Source organism: Bacteroidota bacterium, assembly GCA_016718825.1.
Lineage (GTDB): Bacteria > Bacteroidota > Bacteroidia > J057 > JADKCL01 > JADKCL01.
On sequence record JADKCL010000026.1, the window covers coordinates 20,119 to 45,547 of the forward strand.

Annotated in this window: 13 protein-coding genes and 1 pseudogene; 8 read left to right on the top strand and 6 right to left on the bottom strand. The window is 49.5% G+C overall.

All coding sequences use genetic code 11. The annotated features are described in order from the left end of the window. Positions 1-5: 5 nt before the first annotated feature. The 5 genes and pseudogenes from holA to IPN95_22210 all read left to right on the top strand — a co-directional run bounded on the left by holA (position 6) and on the right by IPN95_22210 (position 9,165). Positions 6-1,016 carry a DNA polymerase III subunit delta gene (gene holA / locus IPN95_22190; protein ID MBK9452078.1) on the top strand — a complete coding sequence of 337 codons (1,011 nt, stop codon included), beginning with the start codon at positions 6-8 and terminating at the stop codon, positions 1,014-1,016. A 67-nt stretch (positions 1,017-1,083) separates the two neighbouring features. Continuing rightward, positions 1,084-3,456: a carboxypeptidase-like regulatory domain-containing protein gene (locus IPN95_22195; GenBank protein ID MBK9452079.1), complete on the top strand. Its 2,373-nt coding sequence runs from the start codon at positions 1,084-1,086 to the stop codon at positions 3,454-3,456. 2 nt (positions 3,457-3,458) lie between these two features. Next, the gene (locus IPN95_22200; protein ID MBK9452080.1) at positions 3,459-6,581 is read left to right on the top strand and encodes a tetratricopeptide repeat protein; all 3,123 of its coding nucleotides are present in this window, start codon (positions 3,459-3,461) and stop codon (positions 6,579-6,581) included. Continuing rightward, positions 6,581-8,239 carry a TonB-dependent receptor gene (locus IPN95_22205; protein ID MBK9452081.1) on the top strand — a complete coding sequence of 553 codons (1,659 nt, stop codon included), beginning with the start codon at positions 6,581-6,583 and terminating at the stop codon, positions 8,237-8,239. Before IPN95_22200 ends, IPN95_22205 begins: the two co-directional genes overlap by 1 nt. A gap of 824 nt (positions 8,240-9,063) precedes the next feature. Continuing rightward, positions 9,064-9,165: pseudogene (locus IPN95_22210) on the top strand (SPOR domain-containing protein). A 315-nt stretch (positions 9,166-9,480) separates the two neighbouring features. Here the strand turns inward: IPN95_22210 and IPN95_22215 are convergent. Next, the gene (locus IPN95_22215; GenBank protein MBK9452082.1) at positions 9,481-10,791 is read right to left on the bottom strand and encodes an MFS transporter; all 1,311 of its coding nucleotides are present in this window, start codon (positions 10,789-10,791) and stop codon (positions 9,481-9,483) included. 45 nt (positions 10,792-10,836) lie between these two features. Continuing rightward, entirely contained in the window at positions 10,837-11,424 is a 588-nt protein-coding gene (locus IPN95_22220) for a TetR/AcrR family transcriptional regulator (protein ID MBK9452083.1), read from the bottom strand. A gap of 359 nt (positions 11,425-11,783) precedes the next feature. Between IPN95_22220 and IPN95_22225 the strand changes: the two genes are divergently transcribed. From IPN95_22225 to IPN95_22235, 3 genes are all read left to right on the top strand, one after another. Next, positions 11,784-17,672, top strand: a complete 5,889-nt coding sequence (locus tag IPN95_22225) for a DUF4157 domain-containing protein (protein MBK9452084.1) — start codon at positions 11,784-11,786, stop codon at positions 17,670-17,672. 844 nt (positions 17,673-18,516) lie between these two features. Beyond that, complete coding sequence (locus tag IPN95_22230) at positions 18,517-20,073, top strand: hypothetical protein (protein MBK9452085.1); 1,557 nt, start codon at positions 18,517-18,519, stop codon at positions 20,071-20,073. 663 nt (positions 20,074-20,736) lie between these two features. After that, positions 20,737-21,330, top strand: coding sequence for a hypothetical protein (locus IPN95_22235; GenBank protein ID MBK9452086.1), 594 nt, complete (start codon positions 20,737-20,739; stop codon positions 21,328-21,330). A 507-nt stretch (positions 21,331-21,837) separates the two neighbouring features. Here the strand turns inward: IPN95_22235 and IPN95_22240 are convergent. From IPN95_22240 to IPN95_22255, 4 genes are all read right to left on the bottom strand, one after another. After that, positions 21,838-22,575 (bottom strand): hypothetical protein, encoded by a 738-nt coding sequence (locus IPN95_22240; protein MBK9452087.1) that lies wholly within the window; start codon positions 22,573-22,575, stop codon positions 21,838-21,840. Between the two features lie 88 nt (positions 22,576-22,663). Then, a complete protein-coding gene (locus tag IPN95_22245) occupies positions 22,664-23,506 on the bottom strand; it encodes a T9SS type A sorting domain-containing protein (protein MBK9452088.1) in 843 nt (280 codons plus the stop codon). Continuing rightward, a complete protein-coding gene (locus IPN95_22250; protein ID MBK9452089.1) occupies positions 23,475-24,278 on the bottom strand; it encodes a hypothetical protein in 804 nt (267 codons plus the stop codon). Before IPN95_22250 ends, IPN95_22245 begins: the two co-directional genes overlap by 32 nt. 21 nt (positions 24,279-24,299) lie before the next feature. Beyond that, on the bottom strand, positions 24,300-25,289 hold the full coding sequence (locus IPN95_22255) for a tail fiber domain-containing protein (protein MBK9452090.1): 990 nt from the start codon (positions 25,287-25,289) through the stop codon (positions 24,300-24,302). Positions 25,290-25,429 lie beyond the last annotated feature (140 nt).

A 25,429-nucleotide genomic window follows, 5' to 3' on the forward strand; every position in this document is an offset into this window, starting at 1 on the left:
CGCACATGGAGTTTGAAAAGCTGAAAAAGGACATTGAAGCGCACAAGTTTGCCCCCATTTATTATTTGGGCGGCACGGAACCGTATTACATCGACAAACTCTCCAAGTTGCTGGAAGACAAGGTTTTGAATCCAGGCGAGGAGTCTTTCAACAAGTCAGTGATGTACGGAGCCGATACCAAAGGGCCGCGCTTGTTGGGAGAGTTGCGCAGCTTTCCGATGATGGCCAACCGGAGGTTGGTGGTCTTGAAGGAAGCGCAGTCGCTCGGAAAAGGCGAATGGGACATCCTGCAAGCCTATTTTGACAAGCCGGTAGACAGCACGGTGTTTGTGATGACGTTTAAGGGGAAGGACCTTGATCAGCGCACCAAGCTGTACAAAAGCATCGAGAAAAATGGCGTTGTGTTCAAAAGCAAAGCCCTCTACGACAATCAGATTCCAGCTTGGATCATGGACTATTGTACCCGCAAGGGCTACCAATTGGCTCCGGAAGCGCAGCGGATCTTGGCAACCTATCTCGGCACCAACCTCGCTTTGATTGAAAGCGAATTGGAGAAAATTTTCCTCTATATGGCCAACGATCCGAGCAAACGGATCACCGCCGAGATTGTATTTGAAATGATCAATGTCGACAAAGACTTCAATGTCTTTGAGTTGATGAACAGTATGGGAGCGAGGGATCATGGCAAAAGCCACTGGATCGTCAATCACATGATGAGAAATGTGAAAGAGAATCCGCCGGTACTGATTGTCTATCAGTTGTTTCAGTTTTTCTCTAAGCTGCTCCGTTGTCAATCGCGCAAGCTCACAAAGGATGCAGATATCGCTGCGGAACTGAAAATCCATCCATTTGTTGCAAAGCAATACGTCGATGCTGTGCGGAACTATAACCGCAATGACCTCTACAGGAATCTGACCTACATTTTGGAGGCAGATCTTTTCCTGAAGGGTGTCCAATCGACGCACATGAGCGACGAGCACGTGATGAAGACACTGGTCTATAAATTATTGAATTGATCAACAGGGATATAGGAAGCGTTTTACCAAAAATTTAGAAGCGTTGAAAATTGAAAATCGGGTAGGCATGAAATCAGGCAGGGCGCTATTCCTTCTTTTGCTAGCTATCATTTGCATTGGTGCAGGAACCCTCAAGGCCCAAAAAGGCATTGTTCAGGGAACCATTCTTGACAACAAAGGCGAGCCGGTGATCGGTGCCAATGTGGTCATTCCTTCTCTGGGAACGGGTGCAAGCACCAATCTCTACGGAGGATTTGTGATTCCAAGCATTCCCGATGGCAAACACCAGCTCAGAATCACTTATATCGGCATGGACACCGTGTTTTATGACGCCGAAGTTGTGAGCGGGGGCAAGGTCAATGTGAAGTTGAAGATGCAAGAGTCCTCCACGCAGCTCGCGACGGTCGAAATCATGGATCAGAAGTTCGGGAAGATTCAGAAGCGTGAGATCGAAGCCGGCGTGACGCGGATTACCTCGCGGCAGATCAACATGATGCCCTCCTTGGGAAGTCCCGACTTGGCGCAGTACATGCAAGTATTGCCGGGTGTGGTGTTCACGGGAGATCAAGGTGGTCAGCTTTACATTCGTGGGGGCACCCCGATCATGAACATGACCCTGCTCGACGGAATGGTGGTTTATTCGCCATTTCACAATTTGGGCTTGTTTTCCATTTTTGACACGGACTACATCAAGTCGGTGGATGTTTATTCGGCAGCATTTCCAGCGCAGTATGGTGGTCGCGTTTCATCCGTGATGGACATTCGCACCAAGGCGCCTGAATTGGAAGGCATCCGCGGAAAAGTCAACATCAATCCGATTACGACCGGGATCATGCTCGAAGGTCCGATCTACAAGAAATCGCCGGAGTCCTTGGGCGGAAGTTCATTTTTGCTTTCGGCAAGGCATGCCTATCTGGACAAAAGCAGTCCTGTCCTTTATCCCTACGTCAAAAATGAGTTGAGCGACAGTGTCAAAGGGCTTCCCTACGGATTCAATGACCTTTATGGCAAGCTTTCCGTCACCGACGGATTGAATACTTTTGATGTCTTCGGCTTTTACGATACCGATGATGTCAAATATGAATTCCCTGCCAACATCGGCTGGGATCAGTGGGGGATAGGGACCAAACTCAAGCTCACACCGCCACAAAGCAACGTGATCTTCGGTCTGAACTTCGCCTACTCCGACTTCAAATCGTCGCTCAATTCGGTCACAGAGACCTTCCCGCGCAAGAGTGCCATCAACGGCTTCAACTTCGGATTTCGCACCAACTACCTGGTCAACGCCACCGACGAATTTGTTGCCGGTTTGACCTTGCTTGGCTTCCATACCGACTACACGTTCACCAACTCCTTTGGCCTGACCACCGCAACGGTGTATGACAATACCGAAATCGCGGCTGACTTTGCTTACAAAAAGGTGTTTCGCAAGATTTACCATGGTCGCAACGACTCCATCAAGGATCTCGTCGTCTTTGAGCCGGGCATCCACTTGCATTATTACAACGACCACGCGTTCATTTCGCCTGAGCCACGTTTGCGTATGAAGTTCAACTTCAATCGCTTCAGCATTACCGCGGCTACAGGTATGTATTCGCAGAATCTCGTGGCTGCAAGCAGCGACCGCGATGTCGTCAACATCTTCAATGGCTACCTCGCAGCACCTGAAAACGTGCCCAATGCCATCAAGGATCATACTTTGCAGACGGCATCCCACCTTTTGCTCGGCGCCGAAATTGAGCTTTTGCCCAATCTGAGCACAAGAATCGAAGGTTGGTACAAAGATTTTACACAGCTGACCAACATCAACCGGGACAAGATCTTTCCGAGCGAACCCAACTTCGTTTATGAACGTGGCAAAGCCAAGGGCCTTGATTTGATCTTGCGCTACGAGTCCCGCAAAATCTATGGTTATGCCACCTACGGCTTGTCCAAGGTGACACGTGACGATGGAATCCGGGTATATGCGCCGGTTTTTGACCGCCGACACAATGCAAACCTCGTATTCGCCTATTTCACGGGAGAGCTTTACAAGGAAGATGCCTTGATGAACGAAAGGCCCAAATTCACAGAGAAGAAATGGGATTTCAGCATGCGTTGGGCGATGGGATCTGGATTTCCCTTCACGCAGACACAAGGATTTTTTGAAAAAATCGATTTCCTTGACAACGGTGCGCAAACCAACTACGCCAACCAAAACGGCACGTTGGGGATTCTTTATGCCGACAGCATCAACTCAGGTCGTTTGCCTTATTACCACCGTTTGGACGTGTCTGCCAAACGCCGCTGGCAATTTGGAAATAAAGTCTTGTTGGAGGCAAACCTTACACTGATCAACCTTTACAACCGCAAAAACGTATTCTACTTTGATCGCGTAAAATTTGCGGTAATACATCAGCTTCCAATTATACCCAGTTTAGGTCTTACGTTAAAGTTTTGAGTATGAAGAGATTCGTAGGAATTTTCATATTCCTCATGGGTTTGAGCTTGTCCGGAAGGGCACAGCAACCCGCCTACCACGAGACGCTGGGAATCTATAAAGAGGCGACTGAACTGCTCGACAAAGCCAAATTTGGCGCCGCAGCAGAGAAGTTTGGGGAATTCATCAAACGCAGCAGCAATACCAGCTATGCACATGACAAGGGTGATTTGGTCGCCGAAGCGCGTTACATGCAGGCACTTTGTGCATTCAACTTGTTGAATGCCAATTGTTCCGGCCTGTTTGAGGCGTTTGTCTCCCAATATCCCAACCATCCGCGTGTGAATGAGGCTTATTTCCATGTCGGGAAAATGCACTACATGCGCAAGGAGTACAAGGAAAGTATCCCGCCGTTTGAAAAGGTGGAATCCGGCAATCTCACAAAGGCGCAAGTCACCGAAACGCGTTTTATGCTTGGATATGCCTATTTCAAGGATGGCCGTGACAAGGAAGCGATGGATAAATTCCGTCAAATTCGGCTCGCAGAAGGCGTTTGGGGCGAAATGGGAGCTTACTTCTTTGCAGTCTTGGCGTACAGAGACGGACGCTACGAGGAAGCCTACGATGCATTTTCGCGTGTCAAGCCAGAGTCGAAATTCGCGGAGAATCTAGACGTGCTCAAGGCGAGCTGCTTGCTCAAGTTGCAGCGCTACGATGAATTGGACGCCTTGGGCGAAAAATTGCTCGCAGCAGATAGCAAAGCATCCGGGGAGGTATTTTTCATTCTCGGAAATGCCGCTTATGACCGCAGCAAATTCAGCGATTGCATCACCTACTTTGAAAAGGCGATGGAAAAGCGGGTCGAAATGAACCGTCAAGCGCAGTATCGCTTGGCCTACTGCTATTACCGTCGCGGAGATTTCCCCAAAGCTCAGGCCCAATTTGAGAAAGTGACCCACGAGGAGGACACGATTTCGCAGAGTGCCTTCTACTATCTTGGCCATTGTTTCATCAAAAACAACAAGATTGAAAATGCCCGCACGGCATTCAAAAAGGCCTCATCGCAGAAGTTTGACAAGGAAATCGCAGGCGAAGCACTTTTTCAATATGCAAAGGCGAGTTTCGAAACGCACTTCTTTGACGATGCGCAATCTGCCTTGCAGACCTTTCTCAAGGATTACCCCAACTCTGAATATGCGGATGATGCCAAGGCCTTGATCGGGGAAATCCTGCTTTTTGCCAGCAACTACAAGGACGCGATCGACTACCTGGAAAACAACAATGGCCTCGGAAATGCCCGCTCGCGTACCGCCTATCAGCGTGCCTGCTATCTCTACGGCAGTTCCATGTTTGAAAAGCACAAATACGATGTAGCCGCGACCCACTTCAAGAAGGCTTACAATCAGAATCAAGACAGCAAAATCACGCAATTGGCCTACTATTGGTACGGCGAAAGTCTGTTCCGGCAGAACGGTTTTGAGGAATCGATTGGCGCTTTCAAAACCTTCTTGGCACAGCCTTCGGCTTCGCGCCATGAGCTTTTTGGAATGGCCAACTACGGCATCGGATGGTGCAAATTCAAGCAGAAGAACTTTGAAGAAGCCGGTCAATACTTTGAGAAATTCATCGGCTTGGCCGACCGCGACAAAAATCGTGAGGAATATGTTGACGCACTTCTAAGAGCGGGAGACTGCGAATTTGCCCGCAAAGGGTTTGATGGCGCGCTGCGTTACTATCAGCAAGTTCGTGACTTCAACGGCAAATATGTGGACTATGCCATGTTCCAAATCGGATTGGTGCACCTGCGCAAGGCAGAGTACCAAAAGGCAGCCGAAACAATGGTGCAGCTTGCCGTCAAGCAACAGAAATCGGTTTACCGTGAGCAGGCCTTGGCCATTGCTGCGCAGACCTATCTCTCCTGGATGGAGGATGCACCCAACGGCTTGAAATATGCCCAAATGCTCGTCAAGGATCATCCCGACAGCAAATACATGCCGACGGCCTTGATCGTGAGTGCCATCGCGGAAGGCAAATCCGGCAATACTCAAAAGGCCATTTATTGGTTCAAGCTCGCTGCGTATGAGCATTGCTACAATGAGGGCGCCCGGACGACAGCCTTGACCAACTTGGCGGAGCTGTTGCCGGCCAATGAATACGACGACATTGAGCGCCAATCCCAAGAGAAATGCCCGATCCAAAACAATGATCCGGCAAATGAAAAGACCGAGGAGCTCAAAATCGAAATTGCCGATCAGCGCTTTTTCGATGAAAACTATGGATCCGCCAATGACCGCTACACGCAGCATCTCAAGGAGTTCCCCAATGGCAAGTACGTGTTCCATTCCCACTTCTTCCGCGGACAATCCCTGGAAAAGCTGGGCCGCAAGGACGATGCATTGACCGACTACGAATTCATTTACAAGGCCACGACGCCCAATGAATTCACCGTGAAAGCACTCAAAGCTGCTGCGGACATTCAGTTTGCAAAAGGCAACAAATTGGCTGCCACTGAGCTGTACACCGCGATGCAAGACAAAAGCAACCGCTACGAAGACCGCATGGCTGCACAGTTTGGCAAAGCGGAAGTTGCATTCTCCAATGAGGACTATCCGACGGCCCGCATCGATTACCTTGCTGTCTTCAGCGATCCCAATACCACGGATTATTCTCGAACGAAAGCCCGCGTCAAGATTGCTGCCTGCGATTATTTCCTTGGACAAAAGGATCAAGCCTACACCGAATTTGTCGCGGTTCAAGCTGCCAACACGAATACCTTCGGGGCAGAAAGTCAGTACTACATCGCGCGTATTCTCTTTGACAGGAAAGAATATGCCGAATCCCAGAAGAATGTCGCAGTCTTCAACGAAAAGTATTCGACCTACAACTACTGGAAAGCGCGCGCATTTTTAGTGTTGGCCGAGGATTATCTCGCATTGCAGGATACCTTTCAGGCAGACGGAATTCTGGACAATCTCGTTGCTGGATTGATGGCTAAAAATGAATATCCGGAGATCAAAGAGCAAGCCCAGAAGCGCTTGGACGAGATTCGGGCACTCAACAATGGCAACCTCCGCCAAGGCGGTGAACCTGAAAATGAAGAATTGAAGGGTGATGTGGAAGACATGATCGAGGAGGAGAACAAGTAATGAAAAAGTCGCTGATGTTCGCCATTTGTGTGCTAGGTCTCGCAATGGCAATTCCAACGGTTTTGAGTGCACAGGGTGGGGGATTGGTCAGTGATCAAGAAATGGCGGGTGATTGGAAACCCAATCTTGGCTCCATCGAAAAGCCTGAGGAACTTGTAACGCCAATCGACAACAAGATCGAAACCAAGGAAATGACCTACGACGAAAAGCAGGTCAAGGCTCCGACAGAATACAAGCCGCAGGAAGTCAAGCTTCCGCAGCCGCCCAAACCACCGATGGACGAACTACAAAACAACCTCGTGAAGTTCAGCTTCGGACGTTTTGCCTCGCCTTATGCCAAGGTGTTTCTCAACACGGGTCGCAACGTCGACGGCCGTGCCGGCCTCGAGTTCAGCCACGCGAGCAGTAGCAAGGGGTATGTCGACTATGCCGAATGGCGCGACGACATTCTTGGCGCCTATGGTCAATACTACACCAAGGAAAACACATTCAAAGGTGCCATCCGCTTCCAGAATTCCAACTATTTCTACTTTGCAGACACGATCGTAGCTGCAAATCCTGAATTCAAAGACACCATCCGCAACACCTTCACCAAGTTTGAAGCGGACATGAGCCTTGCACGGAATTACAATCCTGAGGGTGTGAACTACGATGTCGGACTCAATTTCCAAGGGTATTTTGACCGTTGGGACAACAAGGACATCCACATTTCTTTGTTACCAAAGCTGAATTGGAAGATCACTGACATGTTTGGTGCAGACATTGCGAGTGCGTTTACCTTCAGCAACAGTACTTTTGATACTGTGCAGCAGAGCCGGTTTTTCTTGGACTTGACGCCCACAGTGACTTTCAAATATGAAGGGTTGAGCGTTCAAGGTGGCATCAAGGTCAATACGTTTGCCGATTCGACCAGCAAATTCAAGGCCTTTCCTGTCTTCAAGGCAAAGTATCAGCTGATTCCCGAGAAGTTGAGCTTGGCTGCCGGCATCGTCGGCGAAATGCACTATTTGAAGTACTATGATCTGATCGATCAGAATCGCTACATCAACCGCCTGCCCGACATCCGTCCGATGCGCGATGCTTCCAATATCTATTTCGGTGTCGACGGGCAGTTTGCCAAACACTTTACTTTCAGTGCGCGCGGCTACACCAAAAAGGTCAAGGATCAATTGATCTACTTCAATCCTGAGAATAGCGCCTATTTCCAGATGTTGTATGACAGCAACTTCACTCAATCCGGCGCGGAGATTTCGTTGACCTTCAATAAAAACGACAAGATCAGGGCTGGTGTGCGCGGCGATTTCCGCTCTTTTAAAACGAGCAACATCTACGCGAACTTCAATATGCCAGGCACCAAGGTTGACATTTGGGGTAGCTACAACTTTGCGAACAAGGTCTGGGTGGCAGCAGAAATCTATCTGTTCGGACCGCGCACCATGAGCGTGCAAGTGGATACGATCACAGGTCCATCAGACATTTTGATTCCGATCAAACAAGGCGTCGTCGCCGATGTGAACCTAAGTGCGGAATATAGGTTTTCAAAAAGGTTATCATTATTTTTGGAGCTGAACAATCTCTTGGACAATCGCTGGCAACGGTGGTACAATTACCAAGAGAGACCGTTTGACATCAAGGGAGGCGTAACCTTCAGCTTTTAATGAATCTCGACCCTCAGAATGCATTGAATTTGGCCTTCAAGAATTTGGATGGGTTTTCCATTCCAGACGTGGGTACTTTCAAGCGTGTGCGGGTTCCTGCCCAGATTGACCATCAAAAAAAGCGGATTTTACCGCCACAAGAGCGGTTTGTTTTGGAAGCGGGAGAGGAGTTGCGCACCGATTTCGAGGATTTTCTCTTCAGGTTTTACAACATCAAAATCAACGAAGCCGAGGAATTGGCTGTTGAGGTGGGCAACTACCTGCAAGACGCTTTGCGTTCGCACGGTCCTGTACGCGTTGATGGCGTGGGAACCCTACGAAAAGACCCTGCCGGTGAAATCGAATTCGTTCCCGAGGATGGAGTATTGGGGCAGGCGGCTGATTTTTTTGGCCTGCAATCCGTGGAGTACACATTCACCGAAGGTGTCAAGGCGACGGTTGAAAAGAAAAAAGAGGCAGCCAAAGAAAGCGTGCTGGCAAATACCACCGTGGTAGAACCCGTCGCGGTGCGCCGCAAATTTCCGCTCGGGTGGGTGTTTTTCCTGCTGATTCTGATCATCGGTGGAGGGGCGGCTTGGAAATGGCAGGCCGAATTGAAAGTCAAACTCAGGGAATACGGATTAATCAAGCAAGCACCTGAAGTTGTTGTGCCCAACGATCCATCTGCGTCCGTCGACTTTCTGACCGCAGAGGAAAAAGAGGCTATGGCCAAAATCAAGGCTGACAGCATTGCGTATGCCCAAGCGATGGAAGACAGCACTGCGGCGCAAGCGGCCCACCGGCAGGATTCCTTGAAGGCACTTGCTGACGCAGCGAGTACCAATCCGAAGGTCGAACCCAAAGTCACGCCCAAGGTCGAACCCAAGGTCACGCCGAAGGTTGAGCCAAAAGTCGCACCCAAAGTCGAACCGAAGGTGACACCGAAAACAATTCCGGCCACCAATGATGGCTCCATGGCGCTTAACGACGGCAAATACGGAGAGCGACCCGTCAATGGCCATTATTACCTGATTATCTCCTCCTTTGAAAACGGTGCAGAAGCCGCCGAAATCGCCAAAAGTATTTCTGGCGCGAAGGTGCTTGTGCCGTATTATCAAAAGGGTTTCTACAAAGTCGCCGTCTTTGAAGCCAACAGCAAAAGCCAAGTCATCTCCAAGATGGTCGGCTACAAGGATAAATACCCAAAAAGCTGGATATTCTGGCCCGGAATGCCAGTCACGGGGAATTGATCCAACGAAAATTTATTCGGCAATCACGACCGGTACTTTTTCTGTATTCATCGCAGGTGCCGCAGCAATTTTTCGGGTAACCATTCGGTCTACTCCCCAAAACAAGATGATCGTTGCGACCAAGGAGGCCATGACCACGATCCCAAGCAACGGATAATTTTCCAAAGGACCTGATTTCGTTACCGCTAGGCCATTCTCCACAGATTGGATTTGCGGTTGAACGACAATCAATCCTGCAAAAAAGGCTGCAATTCCACCTGAAATCTGCTGAATCGACGAATTGACGCCCATGTAGGCGCCTCGATCTGCGGGATCTGGAATGGCCGTGATCAATGCTGAAGCTGCAATCATCCTTGCAGTAAGCCCAGCAAAGAGGATCACGTTGATGAGGATCAACACCCAAAGTGGCGTGATACCAAGGTTCGTGTACCATCCAACCATCGCCATTGCAATGACGCATCCGCCTACAAAGACCTTGTATTTGCCGACTTTGTCAGCCAATCTTCCACTCAACGGTCCAAAGAATATCGTAAACAAGCCCGTCACGAGGTACAGGATTGGGAGCTCTTCCTTCGTCAATCCCAGATTTTCAGTGCTGTACGCCGCACCCAATGGCATCAGCATATAGCCGCCAGTTGCAAGCAAGGCCGTCGCAGCAAAGCCTTTCAAATAATCGCTTTTGGTCAAGGTATGAAACAGGTGCAAAAACGGATTTTCCTTCGTTTTGAGTTTGAGGTGCGCATTGATAGGACGCATATAGATCAAAATCACCACGCCTGCCGGAATCGAAACGGCAACAATCAACCAAAATGGCGCGTGCCAGTCAAATGCATTCGCGAGGTACAGTCCGACTGGTAGACCTATGACTTGACTCACTGCGAATGCCATTTGCACAAAACCCATCACCCGTCCGCGTACCTCAAGTTTAAACAGGTCCGTAATGATTGCGAAAGCGATCGAACCGATCACGCCTCCGAAAACTCCAGTAAAAATGCGGGCCAACAACAGAAATTCATACGTCGGTGAAAGCGCGCAGAGCGCTGTCCCGATCACGAATCCGGTATAAAAAAACATCAGAAGACGTTTGCGGTCAAACTTGTCAGCGAAACCAGCAGCGAGTAGTCCCGATGCGCCTGCGCTAAAGGCGTAGGCACTCACCACGAGACTAAACTGATCGGGCCCGATCTTCATTTCCTTGAGCAAAAATGCGCTCAACGGCGAAAGCACCATGAAATCCAGGATCACGGTGAACTGTATGAATGTGATCACAGCAACGATGAACCATTCGTAGGTGGTGAACGTGGCTTTCTGTTTCTTGGGCATTTTTGAATTATTTTTCACGCTATTTCGATCAAAAAGGGGCTGGAATTAAGGTCTGAGTGCTTTGATTACCATTTCAAAGGTTTGTCGAATGACATCATCCGACAGCTCAAAACAATCGCTGAGCATCGATTTTCCTTGATATTTACATCGTACCAACGAATAGAACGGAGCGTAGGCCATGGACCAATATACCTCTGTCGGCATCGGACGTAACTCCTGATTTCGAACTGCGTTGACGATGAATTGTTGCATGTTTTCCTTGAAGACGGCAAATTTCATGTCTCCTCGGTTGATCAAAGGTGAGTGCCTGAATTGTTCGTAGAATGCGAACTGTACTGGAAACTCCAAAATGAAACGCAGCCGGTTCTGCCATTGCAACCAAAGGCCGTCTGACAGGCTCATTTCCGGCGAAAATCCTTCCAATGCTACCCCTGTAAAATTTTCCTGAACCTCTTGAAAGAGTTGATTCAGAAGGTCCTCCCGATTTTTCCAATAGATGTAGATCGTTGCAGGGGAGACACCGGCGGCTTTGGCCAGTTTTTGCATGGAGAGCCCGTCAAAGCCCTCGGCAACGATCATTTCCATCGCCTTAATTCGGAGGCAAGCCTCTTTGCTTTCGTCTCGCGTTCGCATTTCGACTGCAAATATAAATGAATGTTCGTTTAGTTATCGAAATTGCAATGAAAATAGTTGAATCTTGTGAGATCAGGATACAGCGTGAGAAAACCCTGTGGATAAAAACCCCATCCTCCTTTGAAATTTCGAGGATTCCTTCCTATCTTCATGTCGTCTAAAGCAGGTCGCATTCGGCTTTTGGGAAATTTGGCCGTCTCGCCTCCGTTCATCCCTCTATTTGTCTTCGAAGGTGCCAACTTGTGCCTTCGCAATTGCCAATTTGAATGCCCATGAAGTCTCCAGAATCACGGAATGATCACGATTCGAAGAAGAGCAATACCCTTCTTCCGCCAGACAGTGTCGTCCAGCCAAAGTCGATGACGCCACCGCCTTTTCAGCTGAAAACCAGCGTGTCTACCGGCGGAGAAAACGGCGAAACCGAAGAAATTCAAGAAACGGTACAAAAGGAAGGCAAGGAATCCTCAGGATTTGCCGATGCCGGTGCAGGAGATGCCGCAGGGAGTGGAGCGGGCTCCGGTGCCGGACTGCCGCCAAATCTCAAATCGGGCATCGAAAGCCTTTCCGGGATGAGCATGGACCATGTCAAGGTTCATTACAATTCCTCAAAACCCGCCCAACTCAACGCCCATGCCTATGCGCAGGGTAGCGATATCCACATTGGCGCCGGACAGGAGCAACATTTGCCGCACGAAGCATGGCATGTTGTGCAACAAATGCAAGGCCGCGTCAAGCCCACCATGCAAATGAAAGGCGGTACCCCCGTCAACGCCGATGTTGCCTTGGAATCTGAAGCGGATGTCATGGGTGCCAAAGCTGCGGCCATGGGCAGCGAGTCGGCAAGCGCGCCCACCGCACAACGCAAAGTCAACGGCTTCGCAGCCGCACAACTCCGCGCCAATTACCCGAGCGGATCCGCCATGCAGCTCAAGGCTCAAGGCGAATCCGTGCAATTTGCAGGCGTTGACGTCGATATTCTCAAGGACGGTGCCAAAGACCTCGCCTTCAACTACATGGGCGAGTATTGGGAGGAATTGAAGAAGAACTTCAAACTCGAAGACTTCCTCGTCGTCCTCGTCAAAGACCTGCTCGACATCATCGGAATCGACCTTGTCAAGGGTGCCCTCAAGTCCTTGAGCGCAGGCGCAGCCAAGCTCGCAAGCGGCATCGGGCAGATCACCAAGGTGATTTCCTTGCTCGTCAAAGTCAAGGAGTGGATCGACCGCGTCCCCAAGCCCATCAAGGAGTTTCTGAAGTATCTCCTCGGATTCTTCATGAAAAAGGTCTCCAAGTGGATCACCGACGAAGGCATGGAAGACGCCAAGATCAACACCGTGATCTTCGGCATGGCCAACGTCATGGACATGTTCGGAAGTGCCATCGGTCAATTGGAAAACCTTGTCAACAAGCTGAATGGCTACATTTCGGCGGGAATCGACAAGGTGACCAGCCTTCCAGGTGTGCAGACAGGCATCAATGCCATCACACGTGCTTTCGACTTTGCAGGTCCCGAATTGGAAGCTGCAGGTGGCAAGCTCACGGGCGCTGTTACCGACCTTTGGACGGAAACCAAGAAGCTCAAACCACAGGATCCCAAAGAAAACAAAGCCACAGAACTCGACCTCAAATTCCTCTGGCTCAAAGTCAAAAGCCCCGAAGTCCAGAAGTGGACAGAAAAGGACAAAAAGACCGGCAAAGACAAGGAAATGGGCGGCATGGTCCTCGACAGTCAACTCGGCATCCGCTTGAGTGGCAATGACTTCGAGGCAGATATCACCATCAAGATCAATTACAGTGGCGACTACCGGTTCAAGCTCCAAAGCGAAAGCAAATTGCTCGAAGGCGGTGTCGGCATCGACGGACTCTTCAATCTTCAAGGTCTGACACTCAGTCAAATGGAGATGAGTTCCGAGGAAGGATTGGCATTGCTGATTGTCAAGCTGTCCCGCCTCGCATTTGGTCCGGACGTGTTGGTCGGCGAAAACCTTCGTTTCCAATACAAAAAGGCTAGCAATACCCCGTTTGAGATGGATGGCGGGGTGCAGTTGAATGCACTTGGCCGCAGCCTGAATGGCAATCTCCACCTCGGCTTCAAGGATGACGGCAAGCTCGGCAAGGGCAAGTTTTTCATGACCACGGGTGCCGAGCAATTCGATTTGATCAAGGATCACCTGAGTATCAAAAACATCAACGCCGCAGGCGATTGGGAAGATGGTAAGTTTAAGAGCCTGATGGTCAAGGGAGATCCCTTCATCGGATTCGCAGGCGCAAGGGTTACAGGTGAGCAGGTTGGCTTGGAATACCACGATGGCAAAGGCTTCGAAGGCAAGGCGGATTCGTTGCTGATGGAAGTGGACATCATGGGCGCCACCGTCGGCATCCTCGTCCGCAATGCGACTGTCGAGGAAAGCGGATTCTCTGCCGAAGATGTCACGCTCACCTACACCGGTGCCGCCGCCAAATTGGAGGCTGCCCAACAAGAAGGTGGCGAAAGCGGCCAAGAAGAAAAGGTCGGATTCGTCAAGGAATTTGCCCCCGCCTTCGAATTGAACTGGTTGACCCAAGCTTTGGGCGTGGATCTCGTCGAAATGCGTATCTCTAATGCCCGCATCAACTGGGGTGACAAAAAGGAAGGCGCAACGGAGACAGCCGGTGGTCAAGAGGCCGAAAGTGCCAAGACGGAAGACACCAAAACCACCATGGCGCCCAAGGAGGAGGGCAAGGACGGAAAGGAAACCAACGTGTTTACCCTTCGCCGCCTGAAAGCCACATTGTTTGGCGTGACGGTCGATGGAAGTTACAAAGACGAAACAAAGACATTTGAAGGCACGATTTCTTCCAAACTGTTTGGCCAAGACAGCGGACGCAAGCCGGCTACTTTTGGCGTGCAGATGAAGGAAGGCGGCAATTGGGAAGCGACCATCAAGTCACTCGCCTTGTTGCCTGAAAATAAGGCATTTGGCGAAGCATTGAATGTCGGTCCGATCGTTCTGAACAAGATCACATTCGGTTCCGCAGACGGCATCAAGGAACTCGAATTGGCAGTCGATAAGTTCGGAATCGCAGGAGACATCCTCGCCGCTGAGGGCATTCTCCTGAATTACACCAAAGACGGCGGTGTTTTGGAAGCGAATGCAAATATCTACCTGAAAATGATGCAGGAGAATCCGCGCCTCAGCGGCAAACTCAACCTGCAATTCGGTCAGGACGGCAAATTGATCCAAGGATCAGCCATCAAAGAAGGGGGAGGAGAGGAGTTCAACTTCCTTGACAACCGCTTGATGCTCGGCAATCCCAGCTTCAATGCGCAATTCAGCAGCGAAAAAGGATTGTCCCACCTCAGTGCAGCGGGTAATCTTTCGCTGAAATTGCCATCCGCCAAGGTCACCGCTGAAAATGCCAGCTTCGAATTTGACAAAGCCGAGAAAATCTTCAAGGCCCATGTCGATACGATGACCGGCAAAGTCCTTTTGGGCGAAGAAACCTTGGTGATGGTGATCGTGCAAGGCGCCGAAATTGACAAAAAAGGCATTCGCGCAGAGAGCATTAAGCTCACATTCAGCTACGGCGACGACGAGGCTCCGAAGGAAGACCTTCAAGCACTCGCCAAAGCGGGCGATTTGAGCAAGCTGCTCCCCGGCTTCAACACCGACATGATCAAGAGCGTGGGCGGCATCGACACATTTGTCATGGACCTCACCACGACCAACGTCGCCTACAACTTCGGTGGTGACGACGAAGGTCAGGTCGAAAAAGCGGGCAAAGACGCCGAAAAGAAAAGCGAAACCAGCCTCGCGATCCGCAAGCTCAAGGCGCACGCCTTCGGCTTCGAGATCATGGGCAAATACAGCGAAGGCCTTTTTGAAGGCTCCTTCAACTCACCCGACTTCGGTGGCGGCGAATTTGACGTCAACACAGCCGATCCAGAAAAATGGGTCGCCCGTGCGCACGATGTCGATTTGAAATTCGGAGGACGGAAGCTTTTCAACCTCTTTGGCATGGAGCGCGTGCAATTGCATGAGCTTCAATATGTCAGCGGTCAGGGCATCAACATCCTGAACCTGAGCGTTCACAAACTCGACTTCGGCAACGGTGTGTTCCTCACGGAGCGCATCGACGGCAAAATGACCGACAAAGGCCTCGAATTTGCAGGCAAAGGCGTTCAATTGGATGTCTTCGGCTACAAATTGGCCGGCGCATTCAAGGTCAGCGTGGACAAAACAGGCAAACCCACCGAAATCCGCGCGACGCTTGACGGTGCCACGGACATCGAGGCCATCAAAAACGTGCTCAAATTCACCGGTGTCGGCGGCAGCGTTGACTGGGTGAATGGTGCCTTGGAAAACATGGAACTCCATGCGGGCATGGGCATGAACCTGCCTGCGGGCATCAGCCTGAACGTGCCACAAGCACAATTCGGCTATAAGAAGGAAGATGGCCTCTTTGCAGCTGTCGACGAAATGCGCCTCGGCATTCGCGTCTCCGAGGATGTGCAATTGCTCTTCCGCATGCTCAAAGGCAAGGTGGCCAAGGGCGAAGGCGGCGGCGTGAATTTCACCGCTGAAAAGCTGGCAGCGACCTTCGCTTACGGCAAAGAGATCATTTCGCCAGAAAAAGACGTCAAGAAAGAGCAACTCCAAAGCCTGTTGCCCGGTCTCCCGACCAAGTGGCTCGAGTTTGCCGGCTTGCGCGTGCTGGTATTCACTGCAGCCGCCAACCAAGTGAAAATGGGTCCGAAGGGACTGGAAATCGCAGGTTGGGAAAAGGTCGTTGAAGCCATGGAAGGCGGATTCATGGGCTTGGATGTCGGCTACAACAGCGGCAATGCGGAAGTTGGTTTGGGCGAAGGCCTTGGCGGCATGGTCGAAGGCCAACTCGACAAGTACACCACGGGTGGCGAAGGCAGCAAGGATGGCCTCGACAAAAACGACGGCAAAGACAGCACAGGCGCCAAACCCAAAGGTCCAGGCGGCTGGGTGCGCGGTTCGTGGAACAAAGAGGTCGGCATTCCTGCGATCAGCATGGACATTCCGATCTTGCCCGGACTCGCCGTTGGCGGTGGCATTTCGGCGGGTGTCGGCGTTGGGGCAACCATCGGCGCTGGTTTGGAAAAATTGCCTGAAAAGGAAGACGGAAAGGAACGTTTTAAGGTCAGCGGTGACGCAGCCATCAAGGCATTCGGCGATTTGAAAGTCGAATTGCATGCCACTGTGGGCCACGAATTGATCATTGCCATCCAGGCAGGCTTGTATGCCAAGGCCGCGATTTCTGCCGCAGCCAAAGGCGTGGTCACGGGTGTGATTCTCTGGGACCGCGAGCAAAACAAGATGTCGTTGAGCAAGCGTCCGGAAGATAACCCGCAAGTGGATGTCGATTTGCGCGCTGCATTGAATGCAAGCGTCGGTGCCGAAGTGAAGCTGAAGGCATTCGTGTTCTTCGAGAAAAAGCTTTGGAGCTACGAATTCAAGAAATGGGATCTCGGCGAATGGATGTTGCATGGCAAGCTCGCCGCAGGCGAGGACGGCAGCTACTCCTTCGTACGTGAAGCAAGCGGATTCGGCAAGGATGGCGGTATTCCGGGCACCAAACCGATGGTCGAGGCTAAGGTTGTTTCGCCAATCGATGTCCTCAAGAAAGGGGAGAAGCTCGAGGATCAACGTGTGGTCTGGAGAATCTACCACGACATCATGGATCCAACGAGCGGCTACACGCCCGAGCAGCAGCAAATGATGGTGCAACAGCTCAACAACCTCACGGAAATCGATTTCAGCAAGGAATCCGGCGATCTCGGAACGATGATGTCAGAGATGCGTGGACGCACGGGCGGTCAAGATGATCCTTCAGGTCTCATGACCAACAAGGAGTGGGAGGCCTACAGCACCACGGAAAGCACCTTCCTTTTCTGGACGAATAAGACCAAGCGGAAGTCTGTAACAGCTGTGGACATGAAACTCGCCGAATACAACAAGGCGACCACGACGACAGATAAGATTCGCGTGCTCCAAGGTAGCCTGAGCGACGAAGAAATCGCCAAAAAGTTGCCCAAGATTGACTTGGACGATCCGACCGACAGCGACAAGCTTCGTCCGGTCTTTGAGCGTGCCGGATTGGTGCAAATCTGCGATACCTTCATTCTGAAAGAAAGCGGCAGCAGCCGCGTGGACATGGTCGCCAAACTTCGTAGCGATGCCGCAAGGGAGTTGGAGAAGCTGCTCCACGCTCCTGGAGATCGCCGCAGAATGGCATAAGAGTAGGGCAAAAATAAAGTCCGCCAAGTGTGTCACTTGGCGGATTTTATTTGCCCAATTGCGCCCCAAAATAGGCTGTAGCAAATGACTATCCTGAGGTATATTATTTTATTCTTATCTGGAACTTTGCCAGTGATTACATGATTGTCAACTCGACTGAAGTTTTTAAGGAGCGTAGCGGCGCAAAAACGAAGCGGAGAACCGCGATGCGCATCACGACGGCCTTTGAACTGAATGATGTGAGTAAATCGGGCATGCTCTGTAGCACCCTCTGCAGCAGGTGTTTCTGCGTTTGCCAGATTTCTCTGCGGCGTGCAATTTTCGCAGCCCTCAAATTGCACACCGGTCTATCATATTGCCCCTTTCGGTCAACATCTTGAGCCCCATGCTAAACCCAACGACGCATTTTTTTGTGTTTTAGCTTGCCCTGCATATGCCAAACCTTTGTCTGGTTTGAACGATTTGCCGAACAGTATGACATTGCTTCCTTCTTGTAAATGCTAGTGCAACACTTTTTAAGTAACGCTACCATTTTGCGGACTCCGGAGGAGTCAAACCTTTATAGAAACAGCGTCCCCCACCAATCCGACTCCAGCGGAGTCACACGTTTCAGCGGTCCCCCCACAACCTCAAATGGTACAGAGATTTGGAGATTGATACACTAGCCTTTTCATCGGTGGGGCATCTTTCCAAGCAGCACGCTGATTTGTCAGAGTGCGTAAGTTTTGTTGCTTTTGGTAAATAAGGAAAGCTAGAAATAAAGAGGGTTAATCGAAAATTGTATTTGACATTGGCAAAAATTCCAATTAAGTTTGTTCTAACATTTACCTGATTTAAAATTTACATGAAACCAAAACTGTCGTTCATTGCACTATTGCTATTTGTTTTTGTCTTTTCTGCATGTGAGAAGGAGGTCCCCCCCCCCCATTCTGATATGAATGGCAATTCGCCATCTATGTCGGCGGATTATTCCCCAAATCCTGACCAGCGCCTTACCACTGATCGAAGTTTGCAAATCTTGGCGCTGGGATTTACAGACTTGGTTGCTGATTCACAATTTGTGGATGCTCTTTATCGCACCATGCCTTGCGACGGATGGTTAGGCCTAGAAGAATTTGGAAGATATTTCAATGCTGCCACAGTCGATCGAAACCTTTACGCCGAAATGAATCTGGCGATCCGAAAGTATTTGAAGGACAATACCAATCGCGACTATGTGACACCGGCCATCCAGCAATTGAAGATCGATGGGGTGCAATATGTCCCAGACATCACAATTCCCTATTTTGGAGAGACAAATCTCTTAATACCACCGATTGTGGCAGCTGGGGTAGATGATGAAAATGATCGCCTCACTGGTTATTTGGTGGCAGGGCGAGACATTGCTTTTTACGCTTCGTCCACGAGTCCATTACAAATGTTAACGATTGAATCCGATCTTGTGGGTACCACCTATCAAGCACCAATGTTTGAGGGCGTTTCATCTGTTTTTTCAACTCTTCGCGCTCAATCGATTAGCTCAGAGGAGGCCAGAAATAGACCTATGATTGTGATTGCAGTGGGAGATGGACCAGACCCCAATCGAGAAAATGATCCATGCTACCAGTCGAATGGAGGTGGCGGCTGGACGGGAGGCACAGGAAGTGGTGGAACTAGTGGGAGCGGGATCGGGTGCACCGTTGGTGCTGATGAGGACTGTGCTTATAAAACTGGACCGGTTAATTATCCGATGTGCATTGGTGGATGTGATCCAATTTTCACAAATACAAACCAATGTTTATCTACCGTATCCTTTGAATCAGGTCAATTATTTGCACCTCACAATAGCGGTTCCAATACATCCAAAGTCCGGTACATGATCAGCAAAATGAAAAATAATGGACTTAACGAACTGATGGGGGTTGTTGACAACCCAGCACCAAATGTCATAGTTTCCAACCTTGGGTTGAACAAATGCCGAATCAAATTAGAAGATAGAAACTCTACAAATACAAGCCTTAATGCTGTAGTAAATTATACTCAACACACTCTTCTACAAGAAATTTGCCAATGGAGCCCAACTTGGGGAGGCAATTCATTTGTGCTCGCTACAGGGTTTGATATTAATGCAAATGGAGAAGCCTTTGGAAACGCAACATCAACTTTTTGGATTTACAATCGGTACTGGATTACCATATACGAAGATGATTGGTGGGTCACGAATCCCAAGGAAATACCTGCTCCTGGCATTACATATTTAACAAATGAAGAATACCACCAAATAAGGGCAACGGCATCAACTGATCTGTATTACAACGGATTCCTGAACCTTGATCTTGTAGGTTGTACTGCCAATTTTTGTGATCCAATAAGCCTTAATGATGCCTATCCTGGAAATTTTGTTTTAAGGGTGCATGACTAATTTAGAGAAAGAGTTGAGTCCCCAATTATGAAAATGGGGACTCAGCTTGCATTTTTGGATTAACTGGATGTAAATGTTCCGAAAAACAATAATTCTTCAAATATTCACCATTGGGTTCCTAATACCCATTTTCTCTAACGCGCAATTAGTCCCCGAAAGCAATCCCAACAAATTCTCCCTGGAGCTCGGTATACTCTCCGCGCCAACAAGAGAAATATGGGGTAGCCTTTCCGTAGGCCTGAAGTTGCAACGACAATACTTCAGTTTGGCATTACTTGCGCCTGAATTACGAGGTGCATATCACAGATGGTCTTTAGCCAATGGGTACGAACTTTCCTCGAAAATTGCATTTGGAGTGGGCCATCGGTTTGTCCTATGGGAGAAGAATAGGTGGTCAATGGAAACAAATTCTGTTTTTCAAATTCAAAACATCAACATTTACGAAACTGACGTCATTACCCCCGTCTCAATGACAAAAATCGGCAACTATCCGAGACTACAATTGAGTACAGGTTTGGGATTAAGGTTCTCCTTCCTCAAACATTTTAATCTATTCTATTCAGTTCGTTATGGGATTGCAAGAGGGAATTTCTTTATTGTATATCCCCAAGTTAACCACTGGCGTGCCAGTATCTGTTCAGATATCGCATTTGGGATAAGACTATGAACGGAATCCTCGCAACCCTTATTTCGATCCTGATCACAGCAAATTTGGCAATGGCGCAAGAAAATCTGGTCGTTCCAACCCGCCCAAAGTTGCTCTTGACCACAGGAATATGGGTTTCCAATTCCAATAATTATTGGATACGTATGACGACTAGTCTGGAAACCAAGCGAATGTCATTTGGAATTGGCGTACACCGCCTACTGCGTTTTGCACCCTCTTATTCCAATTTGTTGGTTGATACCGAAATTATCCCTTGGCAATTGGGCTTTGATCTCTGCTACCGGTACTATTTTGCGCTAGAAAAGGCAAAACTGAGACCCTATTTCCTTGCCTCCCTCAGCCTTTCTGGGGCCAATCAAATGCAGAACCCAAGGTATCATGTGAATCCCAAGCATCTAGGGACTTGGAAATATCTAGAACCGACCATAGGCTATGGCCTCAGTTGGGAGATTTGGGAATTATTCTCGCTTGGTGCTCAAGTCGGCGGTGGACTCCAAATGTTTCAATACCACCCGAAAGGACAAAAACCTGATCCTGGGTACTGGCCTGGAGGCTTCATGGGGTCAATCATGCTGGAAAAGCGCTTTTGAGCTTTCTGTACGATATGATTGGCTTGCTCTTTTGCAGGGGAAAAACAACGTTGTCGCCGAGTATGCCCTGCGAACCATTTCACAACCGATTGGTGTAAGCGAATGCCAGTTCTCCAAAGCTGTGCCAGAGAACTTGAAATCGTAGCTCCCAGACATTGAGGATTTGGAGGGCGGGCTGCGGTAGAGTGAGTACTGAATCACGATCCTCGGGTATGGGTGAAGACCAATCAAAAAGTGCAGCCAATGGCTGTTCTTTTGTATTCAAGTCATTGATAGTCAGGATGTAGATGGTTTGGTTTTGACAAATGTGCAGCACCTGCTGCGCAATTGCGTGTAAAAAAATTGACAATCAAATAGTTGAGTTTTATTTGCATGAATTGTGCAACCACCGGTTGCACAATTTATACGAAAATCACTGGCATCCAGAGCGATAGCTTGATGGAAAAAAAACTTGCTATAAGCAGTTGAAAAGACAACCCTATTCGCATGAATCGATAGTCGGGACCATTACTTGGCACTGCCAAGCGCATCCAGATTGTTTTTGGCAAGTATGAACTCCGGGAAAACCTTCAAAGCTGATTCGAAGGAAGTTTTGGCATTTTCCTTTTTGCCTTGCTCCATGTTCATCACGCCGAGAAGGTTCATTCCTGCTGCAGCCAACGGAACATCCTGTGAGCGCCCATCTTGCAATGAAATCACGATCGTTTTGTCTTTGATGGACTGATCTGTCAACAATTGTTGAACAGACCGTTCGCATTCGCCAAAACGTTTCATTGCAAATTGGAGTGCCGCAATTTCGTAAAGATGGTAGGGGTTATTGTTCCGGCCGAAGAGCTTTTCATAGTCTTCGAGGGATTCTTTTGCTCTGCCGAGGCTTTGGTTGGCCACCGCCCTTAGCTCGAGAGCTGCGTCATTTTTGTCATTTTTTGCTAGAATGTCGGTTGTCACGAGCACTACTTGGGGCCATGCACCCCTTTGGAAATACAATGCAGCAAGCGTATCCAACAATGCTGTCGAATCCGGATGGATGCTCAGCAGTCCGTAGATCGCGGTGGAAGCGATCGACATGTCGCCATAGCGAAGTCCATCCGCGTACATCGCCTTGTAGGATTTGTCGAGGATGCTGTTGGTCTGCATTAGGCAGTCGCCTCCAGCTTCTTTTTTCCCTTTTTGGGCCTGAACGGTAATACCGACCAATAGGAACAGAATGAAAACAGGAGATTTTTTGAGAAAAGCGTATTTCATGAGGAAAAATTAGGCAAATGGATTTAAAGGAAACAAAAACCTCCGAAGAAAATGCATTCCGCGGAGGTTTTTGATCAAGGCAATGAAATTATTCGATCACAAGCTTACGGCGTAAAACTTCTGTACCGAGCTTGACATTGGCAATGTAGGTGCCTTTGGAGAGTTTGGTAAAATCAAACTCCATTTGCAAATAGCCAACAGCCACATCGCGATTTTCGCGGTGAACGATTTGCCCGAGCGCATTGTGAACTTCGATCGAGAAGTCGACGTCTTTGGCAAGGCTCATCCAGAGGTTAACATTGCCATTGGAAGGATTAGGGAAAAATCCGCCGACCATGTAGTCTTGGCCTTTGAGCAAAATGGCTTCCACCGTGTTGGAGATGGATTCACCACCATTGTAGTCCAATTGACGGAGGCGATAGAAGTAGCGCTGATTGGCGACAACATTCAAATCTTCGAATTGGTAAGGGGTCGCGCTGCTTGAGTTTCCAGCTCCAGCAACCCAGCCGATGTTTTCAAAATTGATCGCGTCGGTACTGCGATAGACTTCAAATCCGCTGTTGTTGACTTCCGTGGCCGTTTCCCAATCCAACATGATCGAGCGGTCCAAAGGACGTGCGGTCAAAGAGAGGTATTCAACCGGGAAAACGCAGGACATTGCTCCAGAGGCCAAAAACAGGCCTGCCAAGGCAAATGAATTTGTATTCCAAGGTGTCGCATAGGATCCTGGATAGTCAGTGGACTGGGTCCAGCTCAGGAATCCCGGAGGATTCAAGCTCGTGATTGCAGGCACTTGAGGACGAAGATCACTCCAAAGCGAAGAATTCCATTCAGCCATCGTCACTTGGTTGATGTCGCAAACGTTGTCAGCGACAAAGTCATGGTAGATTCGAATGTCTTCAGGGCTGCCGGCAGGAAGTTGGCGCTCCAAGAAAATGGTACCAAGCAGGGTTTACCGTTGCAATCGTAGGGGACTTCAAGTTGGTGCTGAAAGTAGGCAGGTTTACAAACTGAACGAGATAGGCGTTTGCAGCAGCGCCATTTGCGGGAGTAATTTCGACAGGCCTGAAACGTGTACTGTTTCCAACAGGGAACAGGTAGGGCACACCCGGGAAAAGGGCTCCGTTGGTTTGACGTGCCAAACGGCCCGCCGAACCTGGTGTACTCGTGACATAGCCTTGTGTCATGCTCGACATGTAATTGGGAATGATTGCCCCCGTGCGCTGAATCGCACTTGGCAAAGGATTTCCAACGCCAAATTGAAAGACCTGCGTATTCAAAAAGTCATTGGTAAGGTTGAGGATGCCATCATTTCCAGAAGGCAGCAATTGCCTGACCTCCTGTGTTGCGCCCCCGGACTTATTGATCGTGAGGTTGTTGAAGCCCGTGTACTGTGTGCCACCGATCGTTTGGACAGCGCCGGTACCTAAGAATGTCGTAGTGCCGATTGCCGCAGCATCGAAGACGAAGCTCGTGGCACTGGTATTGCTCCAATTCCCGGTAAGCTGAATATCGCCCGAATTGTGCATTCGACCGACGTTCACCCCTTGGTCATCGTTGATAATGTCACCCTGAACAAAGATCAGTCCGGCTGCCTGCACATAGACATCGGCCCCATCGTTGTAAAATTCATTTTGGGCAACCAACCGGGAGAGCCCCCCGATGGCAAGAAAAGCAAGTAAAAATGTTGTAAACCGCTTCATCATACTATTCCCTCACAAGGACTATTTTTGTGCTTCAAGTTCTTCAATTTTTTGCTGCAGGCGTTGAATTTCAGCCTGCTGCTCCTTGATCGCCTCTACGAGGACCGGCACCAAGGAGACATAGTCAACGACTTTCACCGTTTGACGATCCACTGCATTCATATCAGCGATCGTACCTTTTGTTTCGGCTGCATCGCTGACAATGTATTTTTCGGCAACCGCTTCCGGAACGATACGCTCGACCTCCTGGGCCACAAACCCAGTGTAGGTGCGCGAATCGTTGCCAGTGAATTTGCCAAACGACTCTGTATCATACTGATAGCTCACGCCGCGCAGTTGCAACACTTTGTCAAGCGCGCCGGTCAAGGTGGTTACGTTCTTCTTTGCTCGCGTATCGGAAAGGTTGTAAAGGCCGTTAACATAACCGATACCTCCGGCAAAATAGCCTGCATAGCCCAACCAAGAACCATTCGTAGGGATGCTACCTCTGATCCCGATCGCATCGCTGCTGTTGGAGGTTCCCCAGACTGCCCATCCGCTGCCGGTGGCCGGGAGGTGAACCGCATAACTTGCCAAACCAGCTTCGTTTTCCGTCACTGCGCCAAGCCCATTCACGGTTCCAGCAGCGTAGCCAACCAAAGCACCGCCTTGTTCATTCCCATTTTGGAAATAGGCGATGTACTCTCCTGAACGTGCAGCAGTTACGTGCATATGGAACATCGGCGAGGTCGTGCCAATACCCAGATAGCCGTTGTTTTGAATGGTCAGACGCGTATTACTTGTAATCGAGGAGGTTCCAAGTTTAAACTTGTCAGCATCGCTGTCATCGATTCCCATCGATACCACGGGCATTCCATTGATGCCGAATTGCAAGATCGGATCGCCATTGGAGCCGGCATTGTCAATCAATAACCCGTCAGAAGTCGCTTCCGAAACGATATGTAGTTTCGTGAGCGGCTGCGAGGTCCCGATACCCACATTTTGGGATTTTGCACCCAGAAAAGGGAGCATCAGAGCAATTGCACCAATGATTGAACCAATTCGCTTCATTCAGCTTACCGACTGCAATAAATGCTTCAAAACAAACGACTGTTAGGAACCGTCCAATGCCAGTTCATCACAAATCGGGAATAATTTCGGAACAATTTTTT